Consider the following 17,701-nt stretch of genomic DNA (forward strand, 5'->3'; position numbering starts at 1 on the left):
AAAGTCGCAAAGACGCAGAGAGAAACAGAAATGACCGAGAACGAAATTGCAACAGCTGTCGTCGATGCTGCGTTCCAGATCCACACCAAACTCGGCCCGGCCTGCTCGAAAGCGTTTACCAGGCGGTCATGGTTCACGAACTCGCGCGACGCGGCCTGTCGGTCGCACACGAGGTTCCGGTCCCGGTGATCTGGGAGGGTTTGCGCCTGGAGGCCGGGTTCCGGGCCGACATCATCGTGGACGGTCGGGGCGTCATCGAGTTGAAGTCGGTGGAGGCGGTGGCCCCGGTCCATCCGAAGCAACTCCGTACCTACCTCCGGCTCACCGGCTGCAAACTTGGGCTTCTGGTCAACTTCAACGTAAACCTGATCAAGGACGGCATCACCCGCGTGGTGAACGGTCTCTGATCTTGATTCCTTTGCGTCTTTGCGACTTTGCGGGAGACCCTTCTCTTATGATCGACCGCACCGCGTTCCTGGCCGACGCGCAGAAGATCGTCGCCCGGCTGGAGAAGGACCTGCGCGCCCGGTGCGACGACATGCCCGAAGTCGGGCGGGCCGTCGGGTCCGAGTACCGCACCGCGAAAGACGCCGGCCGCACCGGGCAGACGCTCGAAGAGTGGCGGGCCGACGCCATCACCCAGCAGGCCGTCGCCTGGGTGCTGTCGTGCGTGTTCGTGCGGTTCCTGGAGGACAACCGGCTCATCGACCCGCCGAAGATCAGCGGGCCGGTCCCGCCGGAGGGCGAGAAGGGTGAGAACCGGCTGGCCCGTGCCCGCGACGAGCACGAACTGTTCTTCACCGGCGCACGCCGGGGGAGCGAGTTCACCGACCGCGAGTACCTGCTGTCCGTGTTCGACGAGCTGGCGAAGCGGCCGGGCACGAAGGACCTGTACGGCCCGCACAACCCGATCCGGGCGATCCCGAACTGGCTGTCGCCGGACGCCGCGAAGGACATCCTGCTGCCGTTCTTCCAGAAGATCGACGCCGGGTCCGGCCTACTCGTCCACGACTTCACCGACCCGTCATTCGACACCCGCTTCCTCGGCGACCTGTACCAGGACCTCTCGGAGGCGGCCCGCAAGAAGTACGCCCTGCTCCAGACGCCGGTGTTCGTGGAGGAGTTCATCCTCGACCGCACCCTGCTACCGGCGATCGAGACGTTCGGCCTCGCCACGGTGAAGATGATCGACCCGGCCTGCGGCAGTGGCCACTTCCTGCTCGGTGGGTTCAACAAGCTGCTGGAACTGTGGGTGAAAAAGGAGCCGGGCACGCCGCCGCGGGAGTTGGTGCAGCGAGCACTCGACGCGATCCACGGCGTGGACCTGAACCCCTACGCGGTGGCCATCGCTCGGTTCCGGTTGCTGCTGGCGGCGTGGCAGGCGGCCGGGGTGACGAGCCTGAAGAACGCCCCGGACTTCAAGCTGAACCTGGCCTGCGGCGACTCGCTGTTGCACGGCGGCCGGTCGGTGCAGAAGACACTCGACGAGGAGGTATTCGGGCACACTTACCAGCCCGAAGACCCGGTCGAACTGGAGCGATTGCTGCGCCCCGGCACCTACCACGCGGTGGTCGCCAACCCGCCATACATCACCCCGAAAGATCGCGGGCTTTGCGACCAGTACCGTGATCGGTATTCCGCCTGCCACCGTCAGTATTCGTTATCCGTACCGTTCATGCAGCGTCTTTTTGAACTAGCATGCGCAAATGGTTTTATTGGCCAGATCACGGCCAATTCATTCATGAAGCGGGAATTTGGCAAGAAGATTGTCGAGGCATTTTTCCCCCTGATAGACCTGACCCACATCATCGATAGCAGTGGGGCCCACATTCCAGGTCACGGTATTCCGACGGTGATACTTTTCGGTCGTAACCGCCCCCCGGTTGCCACAACCCTTCGTGCCGTCATGGGGATTCGAGGCGAACCGTGCGTGCCAGCTAACCCAGCGACAGGTCCAGTATGGTCTTCGATTGAGCAGCAGGTCGATCAGCCAGGGTCTCAGGGGAAGTTCGTTAGCGTTTCTGATGCAGAACGGGCCGTTTTTCTGAAACATCCTTGGAGCATCGGAGGTGGTGGGGTCGCCGACGCAAAAGAAACCATCGATCAGGTTTCTAACACTTGCCTCGCATCAATAGTTGAATCGCTTGGGAGGACGGTATCGACCCAGGGAGATGACGTCTTCGTTGTGCCCACGGCGCAAGCACGTCGGAGTGGCATCGTTACGGGCCACTACCGTCCACTTGTGCGTGGCGAAGATGTCAGGGATTGGCAGGCTAAAGCCGATCTTGCAGTGTTGTTCCCGTACGACACAAACCTACTTCCGATACCCGATGACTTGTCAGCAACTGTGCTCCGCTACCTGTGGCCTGCTAAAGCAGTGCTGGCTTCAACTTTGATGTTTGGTGACAAGACGAAGGTGCAAACTGGATTAAGGTGGTTTGAGTATGGCCAGTTCATCGCCGATCGCTTGCGGAATCGTATCGCCCTTGTTTACAGCGAAGTAGCCACGCACAACCACTTCGCTTTCGACCGCGGGAGCAGAGTCTTCAATCGTACTGCTCCTATCATCCTGCTTTCCAGTTCTGTCACGGAAGACGGGCATTTCGCCCTTCTTGGTTTGCTGAACAGCTCGGTCGCAGGCTTTTGGCTCCGACAAGTCTGCCACGATAAAGGCAGCAGCGGGATCACTGGCGGCATAAAAGTGGAAGCCTGGGATCGTTTCTTTGCATTCAATGGGACAAATACTAATCGATTTCCGCTCCCTGACGCACGCCCACGAGGGCTTGCATTTCGGCTCGACGCTTTCGCGCGCAACATCGCGGACAATCAGCCTGCCAGTGTCATTGCTAGATGGGTCGATGGTTTATCGCTCTCGTCTTTACTCGACAGTTCTGAAGCCACGTGCCGCCGTTGCCGAGGGACAATGATACGGCTGCAAGAAGACCTCGACTGGGAGTGCTACCGCCTCTATGGGCTGTCCGCTGACGGCCTCACCGACTCACAATGGGAGACCCGCGACTTGCCGGTCAAGCTCGGTGAGCGGGCGTTCGAGATCGTCCTCGCCCGCAAGATGCGCGATGAGGGCTTGGAAACGACGTGGTTCGCCCGGCACGGCTCGACCCCGATCACCGAGCTACCCGCGCACTGGCCGCCGGACTACCGGAAGCTGGTCGAACGCCGCATTGAGGCCATCGCGGCCAACCCGCAGATCGCCCTGATCGAGCAGCCGGAGTACAAGCGGCGGTGGAACGACACCCCGTGGGCCGAGAAGGTCACCGCCGCCCTGCACGACTGGCTCCTCGCCCGGCTGGAGTCGTACTTCGACATTGATGGGAGGATGCGAGAAGATGAGAATCTCCCGCAAAGTCGCAAAGGCGCAAAGACGGAAGGTTCTTCTCTTGGCGACTCTGCGGCTTTGCGGGAGATTCGTCTTTATCCGCTCACTCGAATCGCCGACGTGGCGTCGAAGGACGCCGAGTTCCGCGAAGTGGGCCGACTCTACCGCGAGGGGCGGATCGACTTCGACGTAACGAAGCTGGTCACCGAACTGGTCGAGGCCGAGAGCGTCCCGCTCCTGCCAGTGCTGCGGTACAAACCGACGGGGTTGGATAAGCGGCTAGCCTGGGAGCGAACCTGGGATCTGCAACGCCGCGAGGACGCCATCGACGCCCGCGTCGCCGGCAAGTCGGTCGATGTCGGTGCCGGCGGCTGGACGCACCAGAAAGACGACGGCAAGTCGCCGCTGAACCCGGCGCAGGCGAGCCTGCTCAAGCAGTACGTCGTCGACCCGAACACCCCGCAGTCGATCCCGGTGCCGCCGAAGTACAAGTCGGCAGACTTCCAGAAGGGCGACTACTGGCGTCTCCGCGGCGGCCTCGACGTGCCGAAGGAGCGGTGGGTACTATTCCCGCACTGCGGCGGGGCCGACGGGCTGCCACTGGTCGCCTGGGCCGGGTACGATCACCTGCAACTGGCTAAGGCGATCGCGACCCACTACGTCCACGTGCAGGAGCAGGAGGGCGGCCGCGACGACCCGCGGCTGGTGCCGCTGCTGGCGGCGATCTGCCAACTGCTCCCGTGGCTGAAGCAGTGGCACAACGAGATGGACGAGGAGTTCGGCTCCCGGATGGGCGACTACTACGAGGGGTTCGTCTCGGAGGAGGCCCGCGGGATGGGCAAGACGGTGGACGAGGTCTGCACTTGGCAGCCTCCTGCCGGCGGGAACGGCCGGAGCGGCCGCGGCCGGAGAGCAAAGTAGGCGACCTCCAATCAGACAGGGCGATCATGTTCATCACGACGCTGGAGCTGGAGAACGTCCGCACGTTCGCGAAGGCGAACCTGGACTTCGTCCACCCGGACCTGGAGTACGCACCGGCGAAGACGCCGCTAGACAAGCTGAAAAAGCGACTTCCCCGTCCGCGACTGCCGAACGTGAACCTGCTGCTCGGCGACAACGGTTCGGGCAAGACGACGCTTCTGCGGGCCATCGCGATGTCCGCCCTCGGCCCGAGCGTGACCAGCCCTTCGGCTGGAATCCGGGACCCGGGGCTGGTTCGGCGGGGCGCGGACCTGCCGAAGAATGCGAAGGCACGCCTCGTGAGTGCGTTCGGGTTACACCCCCAAGACCGGGCCCCAGAAGGGGCGGTCGCACGGGGGGAACTTGAGGTCGGGAAGCGGGGCGACACCGAGGAGTTCAGGTTCCTCGATCCGGACGAACACGTGTGGGAGCCGGTCTTCGAGGAGAAGAACGACGCGTTCCTCGTGGTCGGTTACGGGGCCACTCGTCGCGTGGAGCAAGCCGATCGGTTTGACATGGGGTCGCGGACCAAGACCCGGTTCATCCGCGGACAGCGCATCGCCAGCCTCTACGAGGACGGGTTCTCGCTCATCCCGCTGACCTACTGGTTGCCCGACTTGCAGAAGTCCAACAAAGGGCGATATACCCAGGTCGTCCACCTCCTCAAACGGCTGATCGGACCCGGCCACTACACGTTCACCGAAGAGCTAGAGCGGGGCGACTACCTCTTCGAGCGAGGCGGTATGAAGATCCCGTTCCGGGCACTTTCCGACGGTTACCGGGCCTTCATCGGGTGGGTCGGGGACCTGTTATACCACGTGTGCTACGGCGCCCCGTCCGGGAAGAAACTGGACGAGGGGTCGGGGATCGTACTGGTGGACGAGATCGACCTGCACCTGCACCCGCGGTGGCAGATGAAGGTCATCCCGACGATCGCGAAGGCACTGCCCCGGATGCAGTTCGTGTTCACGTCGCACAGCCCCCTCGTGGCCGGCAGCCTCGAATGGATGAACATCATCACGCTGAAGACGAACAACAAGACCAACCGCACCAAAGTTGGACGTCTCCAGAGGAGCATTCACGGGCTCGACGCGGATCAGATCCTGCTGAGCGACCTTTTTGGGCTGACCAGTACGCGGGCCGAAGCCAAGACGACCCAGCTTCACAAGCTGACGGCTCAAGCCCGAGAGGGCGATGACGCCGCGGCCCTCCAAATCGTCCGAGAACTCAGTCGTGGGTTGGAGGAGTCGCCTTGATCCGCATCGTCGTCACCGAAGCCGCCCTACGGGCCAGAATTGAGGAACTCAAGGCCGGCTGGGAGGGGCGGATGAAGGCGCTCGTCACGGCCCTCAGGGGCAACGACGATCCCGAATTCCAGAACGAGTGGAGCGACATCAAAGAGGCGTACATCGAATTCCAGCACTCGAAGTGCGCGTTCTGCGAAAAGCCCCTGGAGGGCAAGATCGAACAGGACGTGGAGCACTTCCGGCCAAAGGGGGCCGTGGTCGCTTGGCCGGTGCCCGGTGACTTGGCCGATGAGGTTCGGAAAGCCGGGTTCCGGGTTGTTCAGCCACCCAGAGGGTCGAAGGGATACAAGTACCTCGCGTACCATCCGCTCAACTACCTGACGGCGTGCAAAACGTGCAACTCGATTAGAAAGAAGAACTACTTCCCGATCGCGGGCCGCCGTAGGCTCGGCGGACGCGCGATCGCTGACCTCGCGGGCGAGCAAGCCTATTTGATTTACCCACTCTCGGACCTCGACGCGGACCCGGAGCACTTGATCGAGTTCATCGGCATTACGCCTCGTCCCAAAGCCGGCTTGACGGTCTTTGAACGACTCCGCGCACGCGTGACGATCGAATTCTTCGGCCTGGACAACGTATCCGAGCGGAAGGATCTGCTCATCGACCGATTCGAGACGCTAGAAAAAGTCTACCTTGCACTGAAGGGGCGGACGGAATTTGCCACAGCGGCCGACCGCAACAGGGCCGACCAGGTGGTGACGGCTTACCAGACCAGCCGGAGGCGGCATACGAACTGTATCAAACATTTCGTTGCCCTGTTTACCCGGCATCCGGAGCAAGCCGAGCAACTATATCAGGACGCGGTTACCTACCTGAAAACGGTCTCCAGTTGACCCGCTCCCGTCGGACAAGATCATGACATTGCTGCGCGAGCTGATCGACATCCCCGAACACGTCCGCAAGGGCGACTTCGTCCTCCGCCTGTCCGAGGGTGTGGTCGACCCGGCCGGGACGTTGGGGGAGTACGTCGTCACCCCCGAACTGGTCCGGTGCTTCGACCAGGCCCTCGACTTCATCCGGGCCGCGGTCACCGGCCGGACGAGCAAAGCGACCTACCTGCACGGGTCGTTCGGGTCCGGCAAGTCGCACTTCATGGCCGTGCTGCACCTGATCCTCCAGGGCAACGCGCAGGCCCGCGGCATCCCCGAACTCGCACCGGTGATCGCCAAGCACAACGACTGGCTGGCCGGGAAGAGGTTCCTGCTGGTGCCCTACCACATGATCAGTGGGGCGCACAACAGCATGGAGAGCGGCATCCTCGGCGGGTACGCCGACTTCATCCGCCGCACCCGACCGGACGCTCCCGTGCCCGGCGTGTTCCTCGCCAAGGGGCTGTTCGAGGACGCCCAGCGGCAGCGGCGGCGGGACGGCGACGAGAAGTTCTTCGCCGAGCTGAACGCCGGCCGGGGCAACGAGCAGGCGTCGGGCTGGGGCGACCTCGAAAGCAGTTGGGACGCGGCCCGGTTCGAGGCGGCGATCGACGCCGACCCCGGTTCCGAGGAGCGGACCCGGCTGGTGAGCGACCTCGTGGGGACGTTCTTCCAGTCCTACGCGTCGGTGGCGCACGGGGGCCGGGAGGCGTACCTGTCGCTGGACAAGGGGCTGTGCGTGCTCAGCCAGCACGCCCGCGACCTGGGGTTCGACGCCCTCCTGCTGTTCCTCGACGAACTGATCCTGTGGCTGGCCACGCGGTCGGTGGACCTCGACTTCGTCAAGCGGGAGGCGGCCAAGCTCACCACCCTGGTCGAGGCGCAGACGCCCGACCGGCCGATCCCCGTGGTCAGCTTCGTCGCCCGCCAGCGGGATCTGCGCAAGCTGATCGGGGACCACGTTGCCGGGGCCGAGCGGCTGAACTTCAGCGACTCGCTCGACTGGCAGGAGGGGCGGTTCAGCACCATCACGCTGGAGGACCGGAACCTCCCGGCGATCGCCGAGAAGCGCGTCTTGAAGCCTGTCAGCGAGGCCGCGAAGGGCGAGCTGGACGCCGCCTTCGAGAAGACCGCGAAGGTCCGCGACGTGGTGTGGAACACGCTCCTGGCGAACGAGGGTGACAAGCGGATGTTCCGCCAGGTGTACCCGTTCAGCCCGGCCCTGGTGCAGACGCTCATCGCCGTGTCGAGCGTCCTCCAGCGGGAGCGCACCGCCCTCAAGGTCATGCGACAGCTCCTGGTCGACCAGCGAGATTCGCTCCAGGTCGGCGACCTCGTGCCCGTCGGCGACCTGTTCGACACCGTGGCCCACGGGGACGAGGCGTTTTCGGCGGAGATGGCGATCCACTTCGAGAACGCCAAGCGGCTGTACCACCAGAAGCTGCTCCCGGTGCTGGAGAAGCAGCACGGGCGGGCGGAGGAGCTGGAGCAACTGCCCTGGGAGAACCCGAAGCGGGTCGCGTTCCGCAACGACGACCGGCTGGTGAAGACGCTCCTGCTGGCCGCACTGGTGCCGGGCGTGGAGACGCTCCGCGGGCTCACCGCCGAGCGGCTGGCCGCCCTCAACCACGGGACGATCAAGACCCCGATCCCCGGTCGGGAAGCTCAAGAGGTGCTGCGCCGGGTCAAGACGTGGGCCGCGGGCGTCGGCGAGATCCGCGTCGGCGAGGGCCAGAACCCGACGATCACGGTGCAGCTCACCGGAGTCGATACCGAGGCCATCCTGGCCAAGGCCCGCGGCGAGGACAGTGCCGGCAACCGCCGCCGCCGCGTCCGCCAGATGCTGTTCGAGCAGCTCGCCATTGAGGACCCGGATAAGTTGTTCTTCACCTACGGGTTCCGGTGGCGGAACACCGAACGGGCCTGCGAGCTGATCTTCGCCGACAAGCACGTCCGCGACCTGCCCGACACGTCGCTGGAGTCGGAGGACGGGTGGCGGCTGGTGATCGACGTGCCGTTCGGGGAGCCCGGCCACGGCCCCCGCGACGGCATCGGCCGGCTCCAGCAGTTCCGCCACGCCCACCCGAACGGGACGCGCACGCTGGTCTGGATACCGAACTACTTCAGCCAGGACGCCCTCCGCGACCTGGGGCTCCTGGTAGTGCTGGAGCACATCCTCGCCGGGGAGCGGTTCTCCGGGTACGCCTCGCACCTGAACCCGCAGGACAAGCTGGCCGCCCGCAACCTGCTGGAGAACCAGAGCAGCGAACTGCGGCAGCGGGTGCGGCACCACCTGGAGGCGGCCTACGGGCTGGACGCCCTGCTGCCGGGCTCGCTGGACGCCACCCAGGAACTGGAGCCGCACGAGCAGTTCCAGTCCCTGAAGAGCGGGTTCGACCCGCAGCCCCCGGCTGCGGCCACACTCCGGGCGGCGATGGAGCAACTGCTCGACCAGGCGTTGGCCGACGACTACCCGGCGCACCCGCGGTTCGAGGCCGAGGTGCGGGCGGGGAACCTGCGGAAGGTGTACGACGTGGCCAGTCAGGCCGCCCGACGGGAGGACGGGCGGGTCGAGGTGGAGAAGACGCTCCGGCCGCTCCTGCGTCAGATCGCCAACCCGCTCCTGCTGGGCGAGATGGGGCCGGACGCCACCCACTTCGTCCTCGGCCAGCACTGGAAGAACCACTTCACGCGCAAGATCTCGCAGGCCGGCGGTGCGGCCCTGACGGTGGGCCAGTTGCGGAAGTGGACCGACGACCCGAAGCCGATGGGGCTGCCCAAGGAGGCCGCGAACCTCGTCATCCTCGTGTTCGCCGAGCAGACGAACCGGACGTTTTTCCTGCACGGCGGTGCCACCGATGCCACCCTCTCCAACCTCTCCGACGCACTGGAGCTGCGGGAGTGGAAGGGGCCGTCGGAGGCCGTTTGGGATGCGGCCGTGCGGCGGGGCGGGAGCATCATGGGGGTGGCAGTCTCCCCGCTCCTCAAGTCGAACAACGTCAGCAGCCTGGCGAATCAGGTGAAGGCGAAGGCGACGGAGTGCCGGCCCGGCTTGCAGCTCTACGCCCGCCGACTGCGGGAGCGGCTCACGCCGATGAGACTCGCGGACTCGCCGCGTCTGAAGACCGCCCAGGCGACGGCCACGCTCGCGGAGCGACTGGCGGCGGGCGACGGGGACGGGCTGGTGGGGGTGCTGGCGACCGCCGAGGTGGCGACCTCCGAGGCCGCGATGAGCACCTGTCTGGGCCGGGCCGCCGAACTGGCCGTGGCCCTCGACTCGTTCAGCTGGGAGATCCTCGACGCGGTCTCGAAGCTCGACGGCAGCCAGCGAGCCGCGGCCGACGAGGTCGTCCGAACGGTCCGGGAGGCCCTCGCGGCCGACGAGCACGCGGTCGCGCTCGCCCCGACGCTGAAGGAGGCGCAGTCGAAGGCCGTGCGCCTGCTCACCGCCCGGCCACCCGCCCCGCCCGCTGTTCCCCCGCCGGCCGTTCCCCCACCATCCGACCCGCCGGTCGTCGTGACTCCCGTGCCAGTCACCCCGAAGACGGTGCTGCGGGGGGAGAAGGCCGGGCTCACCCTGGAGGAGGCCCAGACCCAACTCGACCGACTGAAGGAGGAGTTGTCCGCCGGGCAGACGGTGACCGTCAGCATGGCCTGGAAGGTCGAGTCAGGAGGACCCGGAACGTGACGCAGCCGGCACCTACGTTCGGCCAGATCCGGGCCAAGGTCCAGGCCGTCCGCCGCAAGATCCCGGACGCCAGTGCGGTGGGCATCCACGCGCCAGGCCGGTACGCGGGCGACCGCGTCCGCCGGGAGGGTGCGGACACCTACCGGATCGAGCAGTGCGACTCACCGCTCGCGGCCCGCATCGCCCTGCTCGGCGACGAGCCGGCGGCGACGGTCACCGTGCTGGTCACCGGCCTCGCCGACCAGGATCTGGGCGACGACGTGCTGGTCCGGCTCGCGGGCCGCAGGCTCTACCCGCTGGACCCGTGGCAGATCGTCAAGGAACTGTTCCAGGCGCACGCCGTCGATCCCCGGCTGCGCGGCCAGGGGTGGATCGCCGACCGGCTGCTGGAACTCGCCACCGCCGCGGGGGTGCCGGCCGCCGCGGGGGGCTACCTGGACGCGGAAATCGTCTGGCCCATGCTCCTCCAGCGGCTGCTCGGCCTGGAGGGGGACCGGCCCGACCTTCCCCTCCTGCTTCGCTGGTCGGCCGTCCCCGAGAACGTCGGACGCTTCCGCCGACTGCCGGACGAGCCCCGGCGGGCGATCGAGGGGTGGCTGTCCGCCTCGCTGGGGCCGACCGCGGCAGCCGTTCTCCGGTGCGCCGGTGCTACCGACCAACCCGACGCCCTGCCCGTCGGCCTGGCCCTCGGCGTCGTCCACCACCCGGCGGCCGCCGGGCAGCTGGACCGGGCCGCGGGGCGGCTGGAACGGTTCCTGGGCGGCCCCACCCCCGAACCCGCGGTCACCGACCGCTGGCACGCCGCCGCCACCGAGGCGGTGCGACTGCTGGACGCCGACACGCGGGCGAGGAACGGGCTGCTGCACCGTGCGGAGGAGGTGCTCCGGGAGGTCCAGGCGGACGAGTTCGCGCACCTGACCGACGTGCTCCCGCGGGGGTTCGAGCAGCGACTGGCCCGGCTCGGCGGGCTGCTCGCGGTGACGGCCGACGAGCCGCCGGCGGTCGCCGAACTGACCGCCGCCCGCGACGCGGTCCGCCGGCACGACCAGGCCCGACGGGAGCCGCGGCGGGTGGAGCGGGTCGACATGGCCCTGCGGCTGGCACGGTGGCTGGCTGCCGCCGGCCCCGAAGTCGCCCCGCGGTCGCTGGGCGCGGCGGCGGCCGAGTACGTGGCACAGGGCAGCTTCGTGGACTGGGCCCGCTCGGCCCTCCGGGCGGGCGACCCGGTTCGGGAGCTGTCGGAGGGGTACGCCCGGCTGCTGGCCCGGGTCGCCGCCCGGCGGGAGGCCCAGAACCGCCGCTTCGCCGAACTCCTGCGGGACCAGACCGCCGCGGCGGCCCGGCCCGCCGACGTCACCCCCGTCGAGGCCGTCCTCGACCAACTGGTCGCCCCGCTCGCGGCCCTGGCCCCGGTGCTGGTCGTCCTCCTGGACGGGATGAGCCCGGCCGTGTCGCGGGAGCTGACGGCCGACCTGACCCGGCTGGACTGGGCGTCGCTCGGCCCCGGCGGGCGCGCACTGCCGCCCGGCCTGGCGGCGATCCCGTGCGTCACCGAGGCGTCGCGGACCAGCCTGTTCTGCGGCCGGCTCGCCACCGGGTCCGTCGCGGACGAGGCGGCCGGGTTCGCCGCGCACGCCGCCCTCAAGCTACACTGCCGCGCCGGTCAGCCGCCGGTCCTGTTCCACAAGATCGCTCTCACCGGACCCGGCGACGCCGCCCTGGCGGCCAACGTCCGGGAGGCGGTCGCCTCGGCGCAGAAGCGGGTCGTCGGGGTCGTGGTGAACGCGGTCGACGACCACCTCCTCAAGGGCGAGCAGCTCGACCTGCGGTGGACGCGGGACGAGATCAAGGTCCTGCTGCCGCTCCTGTACGAGGCCCGGTCGGCCCGGCGGGTGGTCGTGCTCCTGAGCGACCACGGGCACCTGCTCGACGACCAGACGCGAGCCGCGGACGGGGACGGCGGGGAGCGGTGGCGTTCGGACGACGGGCGTCCGGGCGAGGGCGAACTGGCCCTCCGCGGGCCGCGGGTTCTGCTCGGCGACGGCCACCGGCTGATCGCCCCGTGGACCGAACGGCTCCGTTATGTGGGCCGGAAGAATGGCTACCACGGCGGGTTGACCCCCCAGGAGATGTTGATCCCGATCACCGTGCTGGCGGCCGGCGACCTCCGCCCGGACGGGTGGGTGGACGCCCCCGACCCGGCCCCAGACTGGTGGGAGCCGGCTCCGCCCCTCGCTGCTCTGCCGGCAGTCGTGTTGCCGCCGAAACCCTCGGCCCCGAAGGTCCCGACGAGCCTGTTCGACGACGAAGAAGAGACCCCGGCAGTACCTCCCGTTGCCCCTGCGGTCGCATCGTCCCCAATTTGGGTGGCCGCCCTGCTGGCGTCGCCGGTTTTCACCGAGCAGAAGAAGCTGGGCGGGCGGGCCGTGCCGGACGACGCCACCTTCGCCGGGCTGCTGGCCGCCCTCGACGAGGCCGGCGGCAAGTTGACCTCGGCCGCCCTCGCCCGGCGGATGAGCTTGCCACCGTTCCGCCTTCGGGGGCTGCTGGCGGTCTGTCAGCGGGTCCTGAACGTCGACGGCTTCGCGGTCCTGGGCCGGGACGACCCGTCCGACACCGTTGAACTGAACCGGTCACTGCTGTTGCGGCAGTTCGACCTCATCGCGGAGGACCGCCCGTGACGGTCAGCCCCCGCCGCCGCCAGGAGATCGTCGACGCCCTGCGCCGCGGCACGGTCCCGCACAGCAGCCTGGACGCCTTCGCCGTCGGGCTGGAGCGGCTCGAACCCGTGTTCCAGGAGGAGCTGCTCGCCGTCAAGGCGGGCGGGGCCGCGTTCAAGGCGTGCCGCGGGGACTACGGGTGCGGGAAGACGTTCCTGGCCCGGTGGCTGGCAGACCGGGCCCGCCGGCTGGGGTTCGCCACGGCCGAGGTCCAGGTGTCGGAGACCGAGACGCCGCTGCACCGGCTGGAGACGGTCTACCGCCGGCTGTGCGAGCGGCTGGCCACGGCCGATGCGTCGCAAGGAGCCTTGCGGAACCTGATCGACGGGTGGATCTACGCCCTGGAGCAGGACGCACTGGCCGAGGGCGGGACGGGGGACGAGGGCGAGCTGCTGGCCCGGACGGACCGCCTGATGGAGCAGCGGCTGGCGAGAGTCACGGCGGCGGCACCCACCTTCGGCACGGCCCTGCGGGGCTACCGCCGGGCGCAGGTGGCGGGGGACGCGGCGACCGCCGACGCGATCCTGGCCTGGCTGGCCGGGCAGCCGAACGTGGCCGCGGCGGCGAAGCGGGCGGCCGGGGTGAAGGGGGAGATCGACCACTTCGGAGCGTTAACCTTCCTCCAGGGCCTGCTGACGGTCGTCCGGGACTCCGGCGGTGCCGGCCTGCTGGTCGTACTCGACGAGGTGGAGACCCTCCAGCGGGTCCGCAGCGACGTGCGGGACAAGGGGCTGAACGCGCTCCGGCAACTGATCGACGAGGTGGACGGGGGCCGGTTCCCCGGCCTGTACCTGCTCGTCACCGGGACACCGGCCTTCTTCGACGGCCCGCAGGGGGTGCCGCGGCTGGAGCCACTGGCCCAGCGGCTGCACGTCGACTTCAAGACGGACGCCCGGTTCGACAACCCGCGGGCGGTGCAGGTGCGGCTGGCCGCGTTCGACCTGGACCGGCTGGCGGCGGTCGGGTGCCGGGTCCGCGAGATCTACCGGCAGCACTGCCCGGCGGCCGACCGGATCGCCCGCCTGTGTGACGACGCCTACGTCCGGGATCTGGCCGCAGCGGTCGCCGGGAAACTCGGCGGGCGGGTGGGGATCGCCCCGCGGGTGTTCCTGAAGAAGCTGGTGGCCGACGTGCTGGACCGCGTCGACCAGTTCGCCGACTTCGACCCGCGGCGGGACTACGCCCCGACGGTGACCGAGGGCGAGCTGACGGCGGCCGAGCGGGCCGCCGCGCAGGCGACCGACGTGGACGACATCGAGTTGGACCCGTGACCCCTTTCGACCACCTCCACCCGGCCCTACGGCACCACGTCGTTAACAGCCTCGGCTGGACGGAACTTCGTCCGTTCCAGGAGGCGGTGATCGAACCGGCGTTGGCCGGTGAGCACCTCCTCATCCTGGCCCCCACTGCCGGCGGGAAGACCGAGGCGGCGGCGTTCCCGGTCCTGTCCCGGATGCTGACCGAGGACTGGCGGGGACTCGGCGTTCTGTACGTCTGCCCCATCAAGGCCCTGCTGAACAACCTCGACGCCCGGCTGTCCCGGTACTGCACCCTGCTGGGCCGGCGGTCCGCCCTCTGGCACGGGGACGTCCCGACCGGGCAGAAGAAGGCGATCCTCCGCGACCCGCCCGACCTCCTGCTGACGACGCCGGAGTCCCTGGAGGTGATGCTCGTCTCCGGCTCGGTGGACGAGCGCGCCCTGTTCGCGGCGTTGCGGGCGGTCGTGGTCGATGAGGTCCACGCCTTCGCCGGGGACGACCGGGGGTGGCACCTGCTGTCCGTCCTCGCCCGCCTCCGGCGGCTGTGCGGGCGGGAGTTCCAGCGGCTGGGCCTGTCCGCGACGGTGGGGAACCCGGACGGGTTGTTGGCGTGGCTGACCGGCGGGTGTGACGGGCCGCGGCGGGTCTGCCACCCGCCGGGCGGCACGGCCGCGGCGGAAGCGGACGTGAAGCTCGACCACGTCGGGTCGCTCCGCAACGCCGCGACGGTCATCTCCCGGCTGCACCGGGGGGAGAAACGGCTGGTGTTTGTGGACAGCCGGTCGCGGGCCGAGCAACTGGGGCGGGAGCTGCGGGCCCTGGAGGTGACGGCGTTCGTCACCCACAGCTCGCTGAGTGCGGACGAGCGTCGCCGGGCGGAGGAGGCGTTCGCCGGCCGGGACGATTGCGTCATCGTGGCGACGAGCGTGCTGGAGCTTGGGGTCGACGTGGGCGACCTCCACCGGGTCATCCAGATCGACGCCCCGACGACGGTTTCGAGCTTCCTCCAGCGGATGGGTCGCACCGGGCGGCGACCGGGCGCGTCGCGGAACTGCCTGTTCCTGGCCACGGACGACGACTCGCTGTTGCGGGCCGCCGGGCTGATCGGGCTGTGGGCCGGCGGGTACGTCGAGCCGGTCACCCCGCCGCCGGAACCGTACCACGTTCTGGCCCAGCAGGTGATGGCCCTCTGCCTTCAAGAGCGGGGGATCGGCCGGCGTGACTGGGCGGCGTGGGTCGACGGGGTGCCGGGCTTTGCGGCTATGCCGGACGCGCGGCCCCACGAGGTCATCGACTGGATGCTGTCCCAGGGGCTCCTGTGGGAGGACGGCGGGCTGCTGTGGCTGGGCCGCCGGGGCGAGGAGGAGTTCGGGCATAAGAACTTCATGGACCTCTTCTCGGTGTTCACCTCCCCGCCGCTGTTCGCGGTGCGCTACGGCCGCCAGGACTTGGGGTTCGTGGACGAGGCCAGCTTTACCGCCCGGCGTGAGGGGCCGCGGGTCTTGCTGCTCGGCGGGCGGGCGTGGCGCGTCACGCACCTCGACTGGCCCCGGCGGGTGGCCCACGTCGAGCCGTCCGAGGAGGCCGGGCGGTCACGGTGGCGGGGCACCGGGCCGTTCGTCGGCTTCCGACTCGCCCAGTCAATTCGCTCCGTGCTGGCGGGGGAAGACCAGTCTCCGCTGTGGTCGCGACGGGCCCAGGACAAGGTCGCAGAGTTGCGCGAGGAGGCGTCCTGGGTGAGTGCCGACGGGCCAACGCTGCTGGGCCTCGCGGGCGGGGCGGTGGAGTGGTGGACCTTCGCGGGGACGCGGGCCAACGCCACCCTGGCGGGCGCACTAAGCGGAAGGTGCGGGGGACGGATCGACCACGATGGCCTCCGCATGGTGTTCGAAGGGGCCGGGGGGCTGACCGCCGTCGAGCAGGCGGTGCGTGAGTTGCCCCCGGTAGAAGACCTGAGCCCCGCGGTCGAGGAGGAAGCCCTCGACGGCCTCAAGTTTTCGGCCTGCCTCCCAAAGGATCTCGCCCTCGCCGCCCTCGCGGCACGGCTCCGCGACACCGCGGCTGCCCGGGCGGTACTGGCCCAGCGGATGCGGGTGGTCGTTGGTGGCTGACCGCCCGCCGCATGGATGGTTCTCCGCCATAGCAAGTCGCGGGCGAGTAGCATCGGGATGCATGCCACCGCCTCACCGGCCGCACCAAGCTTGACTAGATTGGCAACTGTGAAGCGGTGATGCGAAAAATTCACGCCCACGATTCGGGTGCGCGGCCCGATATTGGGAGATCGCGTCCGAGAGCCGTGCGCAGGAGTTCCAGCGCACGGCTGAGTTTCTCGTCGGATAGCCCTGCGAGGTCGTGCCCCGAACGCCCGCACCGGTTGCAAGACGGAGTGATGAACGCCTGGATCAGAGCCGCCAACTCGGCCTGCTCGATGCTGGTGAGTCGCTCGAAGTCGATTTCGTCGTTGCGATCTGTGGGTGGGTCGAAGGCGCGGCCACATCCGGGGCACGGGCGGCTCCGCACCTGCCGTTCGAGTTTGGTGACCCGGCTCGTCTTCATGCGCGCACCTCTTGAGGTTCGACCGGTGCCTCGACGATCTCCTCGACGATGACCAGCACGTGGCACCCTCCACACCGCCGGCACCGGTCGGCGTCGCTCGGCACGTGCCCCTCGGGCGCGAGCCGGAGCGTGCGGCCGTCACACCGCGGGCGCGTCGCTTTGAGCCTCTGGAATCGTGTACGCAGGGACATCGTTCGGCCTCCGTTGGTGCTCACCCGCGCCGCATGACCTGATCCAGCGCGGCGACGATCTGCTCGTCGGTGGCCGGCAGCAGGAGCGCGTCGGGATACGCGCCCGGGAACCGCTCGCGCTGGTCCCGGAGCCACGCCTGGTGCTCGGGCCGGAGGGTGCCCAGGAACGCGAGCGCCTGAACCGCCCAGCCAGTGTGGTCCGGGTGCGTCGGGTCCAGGTCCGCGGGGCCGAAGTCGCCCCGCAACAGCCCGCGGCCGAACGCCACCGGATCGGTCGGCAGATCCGTGCCCGGGCGGGCCGGCGGGATCCGGTCGGCGAGGGCGCGAACTCGGCGGGCGAGGCTCATTGGCGGCTCTCCGGTGCGTCGGGGCGGTCATTGGCCGCGTGACTCGTGCGCCCGCCGCACGCCGGGCAGGTCGGGAACGCGCGGAGGTCGGCGAGCGGGCGCGGGTCGCTGGCGGGGACGAGGACCAGCGGGACCGCGAGCCCACAGGATCCGCAGTGGTGCCCGAACCAGAACGGGCGGGGCGGTTCGAGCACCCACCGCACCAGCGCCTCGGGCAGCCGGTACCCGGGCGCCGGCGCCGGTACCCAGCGGGCGAACGGGGCCCCGACCCAGGACGACAGGGCCTCGGAGTCCTGGCCGTACGGCTCGTCCAGCCGGGCCGCCATCCGCTCGCGCAGCGCCTCGGTCACCAAGGCCAGGAACGCGGCCCGGTCGCGGGTCCAGTCCGGCTTCGGGGGCGCCGGACCGGCCGCGGGACGGCACGCGACACGCGCAGTCAGCGCCTCGATTCGACCGCTCAACCGCAT

12 protein-coding genes are annotated in these 17,701 nt (G+C 68.8%); 8 read left to right on the top strand and 4 right to left on the bottom strand.

The genetic code is table 11. From position 1 onward, the window contains the following. The first annotated feature begins 128 nt into the window (after positions 1-128). From GobsT_RS25220 to GobsT_RS25255, 8 genes are read left to right on the top strand one after another with little or no spacing between them, the layout of a single operon-like run. Entirely contained in the window at positions 129-407 is a 279-nt protein-coding gene (locus GobsT_RS25220) for a GxxExxY protein (protein ID WP_010033168.1), read from the top strand. 47 nt (positions 408-454) lie between these two features. Beyond that, positions 455-4,258, top strand: a complete 3,804-nt coding sequence (gene pglX / locus GobsT_RS25225) for a BREX-2 system adenine-specific DNA-methyltransferase PglX (protein WP_010033166.1) — start codon at positions 455-457, stop codon at positions 4,256-4,258. A gap of 26 nt (positions 4,259-4,284) precedes the next feature. Continuing rightward, positions 4,285-5,553, top strand: coding sequence for an AAA family ATPase (locus GobsT_RS25230; protein WP_010033165.1), 1,269 nt, complete (start codon positions 4,285-4,287; stop codon positions 5,551-5,553). Further along, a complete protein-coding gene (locus GobsT_RS25235) occupies positions 5,550-6,437 on the top strand; it encodes an HNH endonuclease family protein (protein ID WP_010033157.1) in 888 nt (295 codons plus the stop codon). Before GobsT_RS25230 ends, GobsT_RS25235 begins: the two co-directional genes overlap by 4 nt. A gap of 22 nt (positions 6,438-6,459) precedes the next feature. Beyond that, on the top strand, positions 6,460-10,161 hold the full coding sequence (locus GobsT_RS25240; protein WP_010033155.1) for a BREX-2 system ATPase PglY family protein: 3,702 nt from the start codon (positions 6,460-6,462) through the stop codon (positions 10,159-10,161). Further along, positions 10,158-12,842, top strand: coding sequence for a BREX-2 system phosphatase PglZ (pglZ, locus tag GobsT_RS25245; RefSeq protein ID WP_010033153.1), 2,685 nt, complete (start codon positions 10,158-10,160; stop codon positions 12,840-12,842). The genes GobsT_RS25240 and pglZ overlap by 4 nt, the downstream gene beginning before the upstream one ends. Next, positions 12,839-14,152 (top strand): BREX system ATP-binding protein BrxD, encoded by a 1,314-nt coding sequence (gene brxD, locus GobsT_RS25250; protein ID WP_010033151.1) that lies wholly within the window; start codon positions 12,839-12,841, stop codon positions 14,150-14,152. The genes pglZ and brxD overlap by 4 nt, the downstream gene beginning before the upstream one ends. Next, complete coding sequence (locus GobsT_RS25255; RefSeq protein ID WP_010033149.1) at positions 14,149-16,251, top strand: DEAD/DEAH box helicase; 2,103 nt, start codon at positions 14,149-14,151, stop codon at positions 16,249-16,251. Before brxD ends, GobsT_RS25255 begins: the two co-directional genes overlap by 4 nt. A 130-nt stretch (positions 16,252-16,381) precedes the next feature. Here GobsT_RS25255 and GobsT_RS25260 read toward each other — a convergent pair whose 3' ends face one another. The 4 genes from GobsT_RS25260 to GobsT_RS25275 are packed head-to-tail and all read right to left on the bottom strand — an operon-like array spanning position 16,382 to position 17,701. Next, entirely contained in the window at positions 16,382-16,696 is a 315-nt protein-coding gene (locus tag GobsT_RS25260; protein ID WP_010033147.1) for a hypothetical protein, read from the bottom strand. Then, a complete protein-coding gene (locus GobsT_RS25265; protein ID WP_010033142.1) occupies positions 16,693-16,887 on the bottom strand; it encodes a hypothetical protein in 195 nt (64 codons plus the stop codon). The genes GobsT_RS25260 and GobsT_RS25265 overlap by 4 nt, the downstream gene beginning before the upstream one ends. A 20-nt stretch (positions 16,888-16,907) precedes the next feature. Then, on the bottom strand, positions 16,908-17,234 hold the full coding sequence (locus tag GobsT_RS25270; protein WP_010033137.1) for a hypothetical protein: 327 nt from the start codon (positions 17,232-17,234) through the stop codon (positions 16,908-16,910). Beyond that, on the bottom strand, positions 17,231-17,701 hold the full coding sequence (locus tag GobsT_RS25275; RefSeq protein WP_010033135.1) for a hypothetical protein: 471 nt from the start codon (positions 17,699-17,701) through the stop codon (positions 17,231-17,233). Before GobsT_RS25275 ends, GobsT_RS25270 begins: the two co-directional genes overlap by 4 nt.

This window comes from Gemmata obscuriglobus, from assembly GCF_008065095.1.
Taxonomy (GTDB): Bacteria; Planctomycetota; Planctomycetia; order Gemmatales; family Gemmataceae; genus Gemmata; species Gemmata obscuriglobus.